We start from the raw sequence: 13,152 nt of genomic DNA on the forward strand, positions 1-13,152 counted from the left end.
GGGCCCTTGGCGCATACGCTAGCGGCTGCTTCGAGCGCCCGCGAGTTGAGCCTGGTTATGTCGCGGGAAATCACGTTCAGCTTGCGAGCGCCGTGTCTAGGCGCTGTCGTAGAAGCGAGTTGGCTGTTCGTAGGTCGGCGGTTTCGGAACCGTCCTGAAAACTTCGGACGATTTCCGCAAGCTTGCTGAAGCCTTCTTCCGTCGTATTAAGACCCATCGATCTGTCGGCCTTTATGCGGGCGAGGTGCAATCGAAGCTCCCACCCTAGCGCCGACGTTCTGCGCGCAATTGCGGTACCATCGTTTAAAAGACGATGTACCACATTGAAGTTCGAGTGTGGCGACGAAAGGAGGATCATGGCCTTCGTTCGTAAAAGCTCCGGCAGAAGGTAGGTCCCACCAGCGCGTTCGCACAGACCCAATGCTGTATCGATGGCCGAAACCGCTTCGGTATGCTCGCCAGCGACGGCAAGTCCCTCTGCAAGGGCACGAAGGGTTCCGAATATCAAACTCTGAAAGCCGATCGAACTCACCGATCGTAATTTCCCGCGCAACAAATCTATGCTTTGTTCCGCTTCGCCACGAAGGACCAGAAGCTGGCCGCGCACCGCCATGCCAGCATCACGGTATCCGGACAGATTGCCATTTGTCGCCGTTAGTTCAGCCAGTTCATCGGTCAGGATATCCGCTCGATCTAGCTCCCCGCTGTCCAGAAAAACGGTTATGCCCATTAGCAGGCTCAAACATAAAGCGGCTGGTTGGCTTCTTGCCTCCTCGATGGCACTCTCGGCCATCTGCAACGCTGTTTCCGGCGAGCCTCGGAGCCACGTGACGCGCGCTTGGGCGATCTTCGCTAGCGCAAGGTGGGCCTGCTCGAAGTACCCCAATCTCGACGGAGAAAATCCGGTGGCTCGCGCGAGACTATAATCGTAAGTGGCCGCAGCCTCCAATTGCTCTCCGAGCATGTGGTACATTGTTCCCAGCATCCAGCCCGCCACAAAATTGTCATTCGAGCTACTGTGGTGATCGACCTTGTTCGCGTAAGCTTCTGCAACGTTGAGGCCCGAACGGAAATCGCCCTGCTTCAGATGATACAGTCCCAATCCCGCCAATAGGTGAGATTCTATGCGATGGTTTTTGAGGCGACGGCTGAGCGGCAGTCCGACATCGAATAAGTTCGCGACCCCCGTATCGCCGCCATGCCCAAAGAGCGTTGCGATCGTGAGACTCTCCAAAAGCTTGAGGTGCAGTTCCGTGTTTTGATGTTTGGGCGGCAAAAGCTCTAACGCGCGTTGGCACCATCTTCTACACTCATCGAACTGCATCAAATCTTGGAAGGTTTCGAGCAGGAGACAACATGTCTCAACTCCGATCTCGGCGTCTCCGCCTTCAGAGAACGCCCACTCAAGCGCAGTGCGCACGTTTCCAATGTCGAAATCCTGCAGCGAGGTGTTTTTGCCCGATCCGCCCTCGCGGGCGCGCATTCTTCTTAGGTAAAAAAGGGCATGTCTTCGTTGGGTTTCGTGCCGCCCGGGTTCGCGCGTCAGCCTGAAGGCCGCGTATGTTCTGACGATCTCCCGGAGTTTCAACGCGCCGGTTGTCTCATCCCCCCCCGACGACACCATGGATTTGTCGACCAACTCACTTATCGCCATCGAAACATCGGCGTCACTTATGCCGGATCCAGCAACGACATCCGTCGCCGCATCTATCGTGAATTCGCTGGCGAACACAGATAGCCTGTTCAAGACCGTTTGGGTGTTCTTCGACAGAAGAACGTAGCTCCAGTCGAGCAGCGATTGAACAGTCTGGTGCCGAGGTGTCGCGTCCCTGTCGCCGCGCCACCGGAGCGATAACTGATTATCCAGCAGCTCCAATACTCCGTCCAATCCATACATGCCAACGCGGCTGGCCACCAATTCTATCGCGAGGGGATTCCCGTCCAACCGCCGGCAGATAGCAGCGACGATGGCGGCCTCCTCGTCAGCGAGGGCACCTTTGTGGCCACCGTCAACGGCTCGGCTCATGAAAAGCTCAACCGATGGCCATGCCAGAGCGTGGTTCGCAGTCATCCGTCCCGTATTGGGGGGGGTTCCCAAGGGCCGCAAGAGATACACCGCCTCCCCCGTGACCCGTAGTGCCTCGATGCTTGTCGCAAGCACATGCGTAGAATACGAATGTTTCAGGATGAACGAAACCGCATCGGCAACCCCATTGATGACATGCTCACAGTTGTCGACGATCAACAGGCTCCGCCTTTTAGAAAGCCATGTAACCGCGTCACGAAGCGGATCGCTGCTTCGGACACTTGAATTGACCGATGATGCGACGGCGGCCGCGACCAGGGTGTCATCCGTGACAACACTGAGATCCACGAACCTGATCTCATCGAAGTTCTGGAGGCTACGCGCCAAGGCTGTGACAAGAGTGGTTTTACCAACCCCACCTGGTCCCACCACCGTGATTAACCGGCGCTCTTGGACGGCACGCTCCAGTTCTTCAAGATTGGAAGCCCGACCCAAAAACTTGTCCGAGCGAGACGCGATCGGAACCTTGATCTCGCGTTGGACGGGATCGTCGAAAACTGCTTCGTCGGAGATGCTGTGGGAATGCGCAGAGGATACGTCCTGTTGCGTTTTGACAGGCATCACGAAGCTGTAGCCCCTGCCCGCGATGCTGGCAATATATCGGTCGCCGTTGACGCCGCAACCCAACTTACGGCGAAGGTGGGCCATCTGAACACGTATATTGGAGTCCTCAACACTCAGGCCGGACCAAGCGCAAGCCATCAGTTCGCGTCTCGAAAGGATCTCACCTTGTTTATTAACGAGTGCTACCAACATATCAAAAGCACGGCTGCCGATCGGCAGCTCACGCCCGTCCCGCATGAGTTTCCGCGAGACCGGATTAAGGCTGAAAGGGCCAAATTTGAAAACAGCGTTCACGTCACGCACCCCCGTTGGTGACCGCAACTGTGTGGCGACCGAGGCTTTGCACACTTATCACTATCAGTAGTCTATACGATGTAAGAAAAGCCGGGGGTTAAAACCGGTAAATAGTAGCGGCTGCTACCCCAGCGAGCACGAAATACCGACCGTTCGGAAGTAACTCTCCATCCGTGGAAACGACGGACTTGTCGGCTGGATGGCCGACGATGGTGAAGCGGTTGTGATCATGACTGCGAGCAATCCTGTTTTGCGGTTTGGGCACAAACCGATCGAGCACGTCATACCAACGGCACTCGGACGCTATCGCAAGGGCGGCGATGGCGCATGATCCGCTATTGCGGAAGGATTCTCAGATATTGCTCTTTTGCTTCGGCGCGATGGGATGGGAAACGCGCGCCGGGAACGTTGACGGGTCGCCACGCAGTTGCGCAGCGTCCGGCGGGGGACTGGTCTACATCGCATGCTGCGGGCAGCGGACCGCCACCTGACGCAACGGCGCACCCGATCTTCGCGTCGGTCGCTAGTCAGAGGACGGATGTTACGTGGCGTCGGCTGATGTCTTGGGTGGCCGCGTACGAGTCCTTTAAAAGCGCCATGCGGACCTCGTGATAACCTCTGCGAGCCGGATCAGGCCGGAACTCTCTTTCGAATTGGACAATGCGGCTGGCGGCATCGGCGATCGAGCCCGCTGCACCTATTCCTGCAAGGGCCATGGCCGCAGCCCCGGTCGCCGCCGCATCCGCGCTTCGTACACATCGAAGCGTTCGACCGAGCACGTCAGCGCGAATCTGGTTCCAAACGTCCGAAGCAAATCCGCCGCCGCCGCAGTTCAGGATCGACGGAGAGCTGTCGGCGGAGCGCTCAAGCGTCTCTAGCGCCCATTGCGCCGAATATGCAACGCCTTCCATAACCGATCGCACCAGGTGGGCGGGACCCATGGAGGAGTCGAGCCCTAGGAATATACCTCGCGCGAATGGGTCCCAGAGCGGCGCCCGCTCGCCATCCAGATGGGGGATGAAAAGCGGAATGCGTTCCTGTCCACTCATGGCGGCTGCCAGAACACAGAGTTCGTCGATGCTTCTACCCAGGAGACGGCTGAGCCACGCTAGCGACGCGCCTCCGGATTGTATCGGCGCGGCATGCAGTGTGATTTCCTGATAGGTAGGAAATGCTGCAACTCCCGGCGTCGGAACGCGCTTTGGCGATACGATCCCCAGCACGTCACTCGTACCGCTGAGATACATTGCGCTTCCAACTTTCCCGACATCGACGCCAAACATGCCACTCCATGCGTCCATAGTCCCGACAATGACGGGCGTACCCGCACAGGGCAACCCCGGCAAGACGCGTCCCACGACATGTGTGAAATCACGCAGTGGGGGCAGGCGTTGCACTGCATCCGGCACGAGATCAAGAAGCGCCTTGATGTAATTAAGTTGTCCGTCAACCAGACCAATAGATGCTATCGCGTCCGCCGCAACCTCTCCCGTCAATCGTGCGATGCAGTAGTCCTTCGGCAGGATGACGGCTCGTGAGCGGCCCCAGATGTCCGGCCTGTTGCGTCGCATCCATTCCATACGGCTGAGACAATGACTGGCGTCGATAGGCAATGGAGCACCCCACCATGCAATCCGACTCTCAGCGCCCACTTGCCCATCCAGTTCGGCGGCGATGTCGGCGCATCGCAGGTCCTGCCAGACAATCGCCGGAGCGAGTGGCGTTGCGTTGCGGTCAATGAAGACGTGAGTATTGGCCTGGGAGCATATGCCGATAGCCTGTAGCCCCCCGAGGTCAAAATCGCGCTCGAAGCCGGCAAGAGCCTGAATGGCCACCCTGATCCAGTCATCAGGTTCCTGCTCGACGATCCCTGGAGCGGGACGCGCGGTGGGATACGATTCGACATAGTGCCCCAGTTGAGTGCCCGCCCCGGTCACCAGCACCGCCTTAATGGCGGTGGTGCCGATATCGATGCCGATAACAGTTTTATCACTCATGTCCGTTCAACCTGCCTTTCACGTCGGCTCGGACGCTCACTGACCTCACGGCGGATAGACTACTACTTGCCTGCCCAAGGTAAATGCTGCGAAGAATTCTACTGAGTCCCTGGCTGGTGAGGTAACGCATTGCCTCGGTCGCTCGCAAGTCGCTTCCCAATTGCGCCAAGTAAACGAATGTGATCGTATGCGCTACCGTGATGATGAGGGTGCGAAGCATGAATAAGCTGCCTGCCTCTTATGCCAGAGGACGCGTGATCCTGAGTTCCTCCGGCAGGCGCTGGCAGGGTGTCCAGGCCGAACTTCGCTTCCATCCCGCGGGCGAGAGGCCACCTGGTACAATCGACGTAAACGAGATCTGTGTCGTCATGCGCGGAACGACGGTGGTAACCCGTCAGGCCGAGGGTGTGCGTGAACGGATCGTAGGGGCGCCGGGAACGATCGGATTAAGCCCCTCCGGGATACGAGAGGACTTTAAATCGATCTCTCGTACCATAGACGAGATGGTACACATCTATCTGCCTGCATCATTTGTATCAAATCTTGCCGGCACGCTCCGTAGCGATGCGTCATCGCCTTCTATCGACTATCATGCCGGCTTTCGTGACCCGCTCATCGAGTGCATCGCGACGGAATTCGTCAGGGAACTAACTTGCGAGACCTGGGGCGGGAGTTTGCTCATCGAAGCCCTCTCGGACGCGTTAGCTCTGAGGCTCCTGAATAGTCACGCGGGTTTTGGGATTGACCCTGCGCGCAGCGCAATCGCATCACCAGGTCTCGACTCAAGGCGCCTCCAACGCGTGATCGACTATATCGATGCTAATCTCGCAGAACCGATTACCTTGGACGATCTGGCAGCTGTGGCCTCGCTGAGCCGCTTCCATTTCTCGCGCATGTTCAAGATTGCAACCGGGCAGTCGCCCAGCACCTTCGTCGGTCACCGTCGGCTGGAAATGGCCAAGATACGACTCGCGGCCGGCCTTTCGATCGCCCAGATCGCATTCGATTGCGGCTTCTCGTCTGAGTCAAATTTCGTCCGGTCCTTCAAACGCGTCGGCGGGATGACACCGGGCGAGTTCAGGCGCATGTCCCGCCAGTGATGCACTACTGATCGACCGGTTATCACGGCGTGTGCCGCAAAGGACCTCAACTGCGCACAGACGGAATAATGTGCAGCACGCAGTGACCGTGCGAAGCTAGTCCAGCAAGATAGAGTGGTGCCGCAGCTGAGCAGGAGGTGGCACTGTGAAGATTGCGATCGTTTTGACATCGCACGACCAACTTGGCGACACGGGCAAGAAAACGGGCTTCTGGTTGGAAGAGCTTGCTGCACCGTACCTCCTGTTCCGAGAAGCCGGCGTCGATATCACGTTAGCCTCACCGAAGGGCGGTTTTCCGTCGCTCGACCCCAGGAGTTGCGAAGCCGCCTATCAGACGGATGATACGCGGCGATTCGAAAACGATGCGTCCGCCATGGCGTCGCTGAAAGCCACGCGTCGACTCTCGTCGATCGCCGCAGCGGAGTTTGACGCAGTGTTTTTCTCAGGCGGCTACGGTGCGCTCTGGGACCTGACGAATGATCCCGACGCGCTGTCCTTGATCGAGACGATGCTGGCGACGAGCAAGCCGGTTGCGCTGGTGTCTCATGCTCCAGGCATTCTCACCAACGTCAGGACCCCGGATGACCGACCAATAACCATGGGACTCGAGGTGACCGGCTTCACGAACTCTGAGGAGTCCGTGATGCAGTTCAGGGAGGTGGTGCCTTTCCTTTTGGAGGATCTGCTCAAGAGCCAAGGAGCGAAGTTTTCGGCCGCGGAGGACTTCAACAGCTATGTCATTCGCGATGGCCTTCTGGTGACCGGCCAGAATCCTTCGTCGTCGAGGACCGCAGCGATCACCCTTCTGATTGCGTTGCGAACCGAATGAAAAGCGGTCGGAGCAGTCAATTGCGTGAGCTGCGTAGTGCAATCCTATCGAAGAGACAGCCGCTGTTCCGTGCCAAGCGCAACAACCGAGAAGAGGCGGATCCGTGTCTTTTGGATGTTGCCCGCACTGGCAGCCGACGGTTTCCAAAGGTCTTGAATAAGAGCTGAAACCTGAACCCATGTCATTCTTTTTGCGGTTGAACGGATTAGAAACGACGGCCCTGTTATCGTAAGGCCCCGTCCGCCGAAGGAGACGTTAGGTCGGGGTTTGGCCCAGCGGCTTCTATCGACGTAACTCTTGAAGCCGGTATCGTTTAACGCTTTTTTACCGTGTTTTACGCACGCCTCTCAAGTCGACCGGATAGTGTGTCTGTCGGTTGTCGTCCCATCCGTGATGGGTGGGCGGTCGGATCAAAGGACACTATATGACAAACGTCAAAGTTTACGCGGCTCTTACGGCAAAATCCGGGAAAGAAGTAGAATTGGAAGACTTGCTAAGAGGCATGGCTGCGCCTTCGCGGGGAGAGAAAGGTAACTTGCGCTATGATCTTTGGCGAGACGCCGCGGAGCCGAGCCGTTTCATCCTTGACGAGATGTACATCGACGCGGAGGCCAACTCCTCTCATCGTGAAACTCCTCATTTTCAAAACTACGTGGGCAAGATCGGCGAACTCGCGGATCGATCCGTTTATACCGTGACAGCAGTCGACGTGACTGACCTATGAGCATGAGATTCACTGCATTTTACAACGCTTAATTACACTCGATCGATATCCGGCGTGAAGATAACGCATCCAGTTACAGGGACGGGTCCGAAACACTTTTCCCACCCCATTAAGGATGCGACCGATGCTCGACAAAGCCTATCACGCTCAATGCGCCGCGGTTAACGTTCATTCCTCCGATCCCGTGGAGCGCGGGCGATGCCGCCTGACACTGCTGTCGCTGGCTTTGGGCAGTTTCTGCATTGGCACCTCCGAATTCGCCAGCATGGGTATCCTCCAACTGTTTTCCGAAAGCCTGGGGATAAGCATTCCTACTGCGACGAACGCCGTGACTGCCTACGCTTTCGGAGTGGTCATCGGCGCACCACTTGTCACGCTAGCGGCTGCACGATTAAACCGTCGCACCCTGCTTCTCATGCTCATGGCGCAGTTCGTATTGGGGAATATCCTGTCCGCGCTGGCGGCCAACTTGGAGATGTTCGTACTCGCTCGTTTCATCAGCGGCATGCCCCAAGGTGCATATTTCGGGGCAGGAGCCGTTGTAGCCACCTACGTCTACGGCCCTGGCCATACCGGCAAGGCCTTTGCTCTGGTGATGATGGGACTGACCGTGGCGACCATCGTCGGCTCCCCACTCGCGACGTTCCTCGGCCAGACCATCGGCTGGCGAAACACCTACTTTGCGGTGTCGGGCCTCGGCGCGCTATCGTTCCTGGCGCTAATGGCGTTCGTGCCGAAAACCCACGCTCTGAACGGTAGCTCCGTCATACAGGAGCTTAGCGCTCTGCGTAAAGGAGCAGTATGGATGACCATGCTCGTCGCCGCTCTCGGCGTTGCGAGCATATTTGCGATCTACACTTTCGTAGGACCGTTAATCACGGATGTCGCCATGCTGGAAGCAGGATGGATCCCGATTGCACTTACAGTTTTCGGACTCGGGATGACTGCAGGCAATTTTCTTGGCGGTCGTCTCGCCGACACGTATCCGGCACGTGGTCTCCTGCTCGGATTTGGCGTAGCAGTCGTGGTACTCGCAGCACTGGCCACTTTCGGGTTCAAGCTTCCCGTCCTATTCGCCGGTTTCTTCCTGGTCGGCGCAACAATGTTCACCGCGATACCGACTATCCAGGTCAGACTGACTAAATTCGCTCCCGAGGCGCCCACCCTTGTAGGCGCGATGAATTTGGCGGCACTCAACCTGTCCAATGCGATCGGGGCATGGTCGGGTGGCTTCGCGATTGCGAGCGGCTTTGGCATTCTCTCCTCCGCTTGGGCGGGGTTTTGCCTCACGCTCACCGGTCTCGTCATCTTCACCATGACGCTCACTCGCCGTCCTAATCTGGCAGCCGCCTAGACCGTCACACATCGTGGTACCTTAGCGCATAAGGACAAACGTACGGCAACAGGAAGCCGTGTTGGGAGCAGCAACAATGTCCAAGCCAAAGCTTTTCACGCCCATTGAAATCAAGGGCCTCACATTGGCCAATCGGATCGTCATCGCGCCGATGTGTCAGTACTCCGCCGAAGAAGGGAACATGAACGAATGGCACTTGATACATCTGGGCAAGCTTTCCCTCTCAGGCGCAGCGCTCTTGACGATCGAGGCAACTGCAGTTCTCCCGGAAGGACGGATTACCTATGGAGATCTCGGCCTCTACAGCGATCAGAATTACGCGGCTATGAGCTTGACGCTCGAGAGCATCCGGCGGTGGTCGGACATGCCTATCGCGATTCAGCTCAGTCACGCCGGCAGGAAGGCGTCGACCGAAGTTCCCTGGAAAGGTGGCGGCCAGTTTGCTCCAACTGCCGGACTCGGTTGGCAAACATACGGCCCGTCGGCGATCTCCTACAACGCTGATCAACAACCCCCCGTCGCTTTGGATAAAGAGCGACTGAAACGCGTTCGCGATGCATTTGGAGCTGCCGCGGCGCGAGCCGACAAACTCGGTATCGACATCGTGCAACTTCACGCCGCGCACGGTTATCTACTCCATCAGTTTTTGTCACCGTTAGCCAACCAACGCACGGACGAATATGGCGGGAGCATCGAGAACCGAATGCGCTTTCCCTTAGAAGTTTTCGATACGGTCAGCGCAGCATTCCGTGAGAAGCCGGTTTCAGTGCGTATCTCTGCGACGGATTGGGTTCAGGGTGGCCTGACGCTTGAAGAGTCGCTTGTTTTCGCACAAGAACTAGAAAAGCATGGCGCTGGCGCGATACATGTGTCCAGTGGGGGCCTCCATCCCGCCCAGAAGATCGCAGTAGGGCCTAGCTACCAGGTCCCGTTGGCTCGAGAGGTGCGGAAGGTCGTCCACGTTCCCGTGGTCGCGGTTGGCTTGATCACCGGCTACGATCAAGCCGAAGCGATCGTCGGGACTGGTGACGCCGACATGGTAGCCTTGGCAAGAACTATCCTATTCGATCCGAACTGGCCGTGGCACGCTGCAGCGGAGCTGGGTGGTAAAATTCGTGTACCAAACCAATACCTTCGCTCGCAGCCCAATCGGTATCGCGGTCTTTTTGAGACGGAATAACACGCAGCTCCACGCTAACATCAACGCAGAAAGGATCTCAGGATGCCCCGTCATTGCAGATTCCGGGATTATGCAGCAAATGGCGCGGGGACATTTTCTCGGACGAATGAAAGCTAACACTCACGGGGTGCATCCCACTCGGAGCTGTCCGGGAAGGCTCCATTTTATAGATCAGGCCAAGTCAGAGACCCAAGCCGTTCTTGTTGAGGAGTGATTGGCAATGGTCGGCGGGCGCATGGACGCCATTTCTCTTGGTGATCTTGAAAACGGCATTTGGCATTGTCAGCCGGGCTTCGTCTTCGCAGAAGGCGTAGGTCTCCAAAGGTCGATGGCCGCTGCGGCCGTCGACGCTGAGCACGCCGCTGGCCGCGTGGCCGCAAATTAGCGATGCCTCGGAGGGGATCGGGGTTCGGGTTTAGAAGAAAATGTCGAATCTTGAAAGCCAACCTTATTCGCTATGCGGTCAGTCCTGCCCATTAGGGAGCGACTGCTTTAGGATAGCACGCCGCGAATTCTTGAACTGCCCTGATGCCACTCTCCCATGCACCGTGAGCTGTAGAGAAGTCGAAACGACTTGTCGCCTCGCCTGCAAAAAACAGTCGCTCGCTCACTGGTTTTGCCAATGTCTCGCGGTCTCGAGCGCATCCGGGCAATGCATGGCTGTATGAGCCGTGGATCCATTCAACGTTGCACCATGAAGAGGACGAAATTGGCTTGAGGTATTTTTCAATTTTACCACCGAGCAGCGCCGTCAACTCCTCGATGGCAAAGGCGAAAGCTTCGAGAACTCCAGCGTCTTCGATCGCGATCGCGCCAGGTCCGCCAAAAAATCCCTCAACGATCGGACGACCAAGCGGTCGGATGTAGTAACTGCCCGTTTTGTCGTTTGCGGGATTGCCCAGAAGATGAGTTTCCGCCTCCAGACCATGATTGCCTTCAAGGTGGAAGAAAAGTTTGTCCGCCAGGCCAAGCGGCAGGTTCCCAGCTGCGTGCAAGTGGTCGTCCATTTCCGCATCGAATTCGATAAGGGCTCTGGCAAGCACGGCTGTCGAGACCGTCACAATCACCGCCCGGGAACCAATTGCTCCGCGATCGGTCTCAATCCTAACGCCGGTTCGGGTTAGCCGCACCTTCCTCGCAGCGCAAGATAGATAAAGAGGAACAGCCGGCATACTCCTTACCAACAACGTTCCATATCCTTCACGCACCCGCCAGTTTGCCTGGGTCGCAGCCTTGTCGTAGGCAAGGAAATCCTCGACTGAGAGGCTATCGAGCGGCGCACCGTTGAGATATCCGCTTAGAGACTGACAGTAAGCGTTCCACTTCCCACCCGGGTCAAGGGCATCCGAAGCTCGGTCAGAGGCAGGTGGGTCTCTTTCCATCTGTTTAGACATTCCCGCCCAAGCCTCAAGGGCAGCTTTTCGATCATCGGGAGTGAATCCGAGGTCCCGCCATTGATCCTGCCAAGCGGTGCGACCTTCTACGACATCGAAGCCTTCAGCCCTTGCCATATCGACCAGCGGATTGCGTTCACCAGAATGTAACCAGCCACACCCCATGTCGAGTGGGAGACCATAGATCTCGTTGGTCCAGGCTCGGCCGCCGACGCGGCTGCTTGCTTCAATGACAACTACCTTGCGACCCAGCGAGGTCAGCATACGGGCCGCGGAAATACCAGCTGCCCCAGCGCCGATTATTGCCACCTCGAAGTCCATAACGCGCTCCGTTAATTTTGGTGAAATTGGCCGCCGGATGCTCATGATTCGGGCTACCGAGACTATAACGCCTACAGATCTTTGTTATTGTACATCATGAGCTTTTTCGAAACCCTAGTGGCGCTTCTGGCAGTCGCCGTGTTTCTGTTGCAGATCACAAGGCGAGTCCACCTGCCCTATCCAGGCATCCTTGCCGCGGCTGGCGTAGCGGTCGCGATGGTTCCCGGAGCACCTAACATCCCGATTGATCCCCATACAGCGTTGGCGCTTTTTATCGCGCCTGTCCTCGTCGACTCCGCCTATGACTTTCCTATCGGCGCTGCGAGGCGCATGCTCCTGCCGATCTTTGTTTACGCAGTAGTAGCCGTTCTCGCTACCACGGGTATCGTCGTTGCTATCGGCACGATGACCGCCGGCCTCCCCCTAGCGGTTGCCGTCACTCTTGGCGCGATCGTCGCTCCTCCGGACGCTGCGGCGGCAACCGCCGTTCTGTCAGGACTACCCGTCGATCGCAGGGTGGATACGCTGCTCAAGGGCGAGAGCCTGTTCAACGACGCGACCGCCCTTTTGCTGTTCAGCGCGGCTCTGAACGTCCATGCCAGTGGCGGGCTAGGGTCGGCGACCGTTATCAAGATTGCGATCGCGGCACCGGGTGGGATACTTTTCGGTATCGCATTCGGTTATCTTCTTTCCAGACTCAGGCCACTCACGGAAAACACGGTAGGCGGGACGCTTCTCCAGTTCGTTTACGCGTTCGCAACCTGGATAATCGCCGAGAGACTGCATCTGTCGGCGGTATTGGCTACCGTATCAAGCGCTATGACTATCGCCACTTTGGCGACTGTCAACGACTCCCCCCGGATGCGCGTCCATTCGTTTGCCGTATGGACGACCGTGGTTTTTCTCCTGAATGTGGTAGCGTTCTTGCTGATGGGCCTGCAGGCGAAAAGCATCGTTCAGACAATGTCTCCTGATGAGCTAACCCGCGCGATCAGCTTCGCCACGATTGTCGTCATCAGCGTGATCGTTTGCAGAATTGCGATTGCTTTTCTCTTTCACGCGGTAGTCGTGTACCGACACAAAAGAGGGGGTTACCTCGCACCATTCCAACATGGAGAGACTATGCTTGTGGGGTGGGCCGGGATGCGTGGCCTCGTCACTCTTGCGACTGCCTTCGCTCTCCTGTTAGCGGTCGTCTAAAACTGCGGGTATTCGGTGCCGAGGCTTTCACGAGTTATGTTTTTGGCCGTCGATTTCACTGGTGATCATCGCAGCTGAGTTGGCTTTGAAGCTCGGTCTGGATCTGGAC

Annotated in this window: 8 protein-coding genes and 1 pseudogene; 6 read left to right on the plus strand and 3 right to left on the minus strand. The window is 57.3% G+C overall.

The window, feature by feature from the left end; translation table 11 throughout:
* Nucleotides 1-76: 76 nt before the first annotated feature.
* On the minus strand, nucleotides 77-2,944 hold the full coding sequence (locus tag EFD55_RS31100) for an ATP-binding protein (protein WP_125850710.1): 2,868 nt from the start codon (nucleotides 2,942-2,944) through the stop codon (nucleotides 77-79).
* 527 nt (nucleotides 2,945-3,471) lie between these two features.
* Nucleotides 3,472-4,941, minus strand: coding sequence for a xylulokinase (locus tag EFD55_RS31105; RefSeq protein WP_125850712.1), 1,470 nt, complete (start codon nucleotides 4,939-4,941; stop codon nucleotides 3,472-3,474).
* 218 nt (nucleotides 4,942-5,159) lie between these two features.
* Between EFD55_RS31105 and EFD55_RS31110 the strand changes: the two genes are divergently transcribed.
* The 5 genes from EFD55_RS31110 (at nucleotide 5,160) to EFD55_RS31130 (ending at nucleotide 10,128) form a co-directional block, all read left to right on the plus strand.
* Entirely contained in the window at nucleotides 5,160-6,041 is an 882-nt protein-coding gene (locus tag EFD55_RS31110; RefSeq protein WP_165504879.1) for a helix-turn-helix domain-containing protein, read from the plus strand.
* A gap of 145 nt (nucleotides 6,042-6,186) precedes the next feature.
* Entirely contained in the window at nucleotides 6,187-6,870 is a 684-nt protein-coding gene (locus EFD55_RS31115; RefSeq protein ID WP_125850716.1) for a type 1 glutamine amidotransferase domain-containing protein, read from the plus strand.
* Between the two features lie 424 nt (nucleotides 6,871-7,294).
* Nucleotides 7,295-7,594: a putative quinol monooxygenase gene (locus tag EFD55_RS31120; RefSeq protein WP_125850718.1), complete on the plus strand. Its 300-nt coding sequence runs from the start codon at nucleotides 7,295-7,297 to the stop codon at nucleotides 7,592-7,594.
* Nucleotides 7,595-7,718: 124 nt separating this feature from the next.
* Nucleotides 7,719-8,948: an MFS transporter gene (locus EFD55_RS31125; protein ID WP_125850720.1), complete on the plus strand. Its 1,230-nt coding sequence runs from the start codon at nucleotides 7,719-7,721 to the stop codon at nucleotides 8,946-8,948.
* A 76-nt stretch (nucleotides 8,949-9,024) separates the two neighbouring features.
* The gene (locus EFD55_RS31130) at nucleotides 9,025-10,128 is read left to right on the plus strand and encodes an NADH:flavin oxidoreductase/NADH oxidase (RefSeq protein ID WP_125850722.1); all 1,104 of its coding nucleotides are present in this window, start codon (nucleotides 9,025-9,027) and stop codon (nucleotides 10,126-10,128) included.
* Nucleotides 10,129-10,604: 476 nt separating this feature from the next.
* Here the strand turns inward: EFD55_RS31130 and EFD55_RS31135 are convergent, their stop codons facing one another.
* Nucleotides 10,605-11,843, minus strand: a complete 1,239-nt coding sequence (locus EFD55_RS31135; protein ID WP_125850724.1) for a flavin monoamine oxidase family protein — start codon at nucleotides 11,841-11,843, stop codon at nucleotides 10,605-10,607.
* Between the two features lie 96 nt (nucleotides 11,844-11,939).
* Here EFD55_RS31135 and EFD55_RS31140 point away from each other — a divergent pair.
* A pseudogene (locus EFD55_RS31140) lies at nucleotides 11,940-13,025 on the plus strand (cation:proton antiporter); the annotation flags it as partial.
* Nucleotides 13,026-13,152: the final 127 nt, after the last annotated feature.

The sequence above is a fragment of the Rhizobium pisi genome (assembly GCF_003938655.1).
Taxonomy (GTDB): Bacteria; Pseudomonadota; Alphaproteobacteria; order Rhizobiales; family Rhizobiaceae; genus Rhizobium; species Rhizobium pisi.

Coding starts and splice junctions, on each gene's coding strand:
- EFD55_RS31105 (WP_125850712.1), bottom strand. CDS start 4,941: ATGAGTGATAAAACTGTTATCGGCATCGATATCGGCACCACCGCCATT.
- EFD55_RS31110 (WP_165504879.1), top strand. CDS start 5,160: ATGAATAAGCTGCCTGCCTCTTATGCCAGAGGACGCGTGATCCTGAGT.
- EFD55_RS31120 (WP_125850718.1), top strand. CDS start 7,295: ATGACAAACGTCAAAGTTTACGCGGCTCTTACGGCAAAATCCGGGAAA.
- EFD55_RS31125 (WP_125850720.1), top strand. CDS start 7,719: ATGCTCGACAAAGCCTATCACGCTCAATGCGCCGCGGTTAACGTTCAT.
- EFD55_RS31130 (WP_125850722.1), top strand. CDS start 9,025: ATGTCCAAGCCAAAGCTTTTCACGCCCATTGAAATCAAGGGCCTCACA.
- EFD55_RS31135 (WP_125850724.1), bottom strand. CDS start 11,843: ATGGACTTCGAGGTGGCAATAATCGGCGCTGGGGCAGCTGGTATTTCC.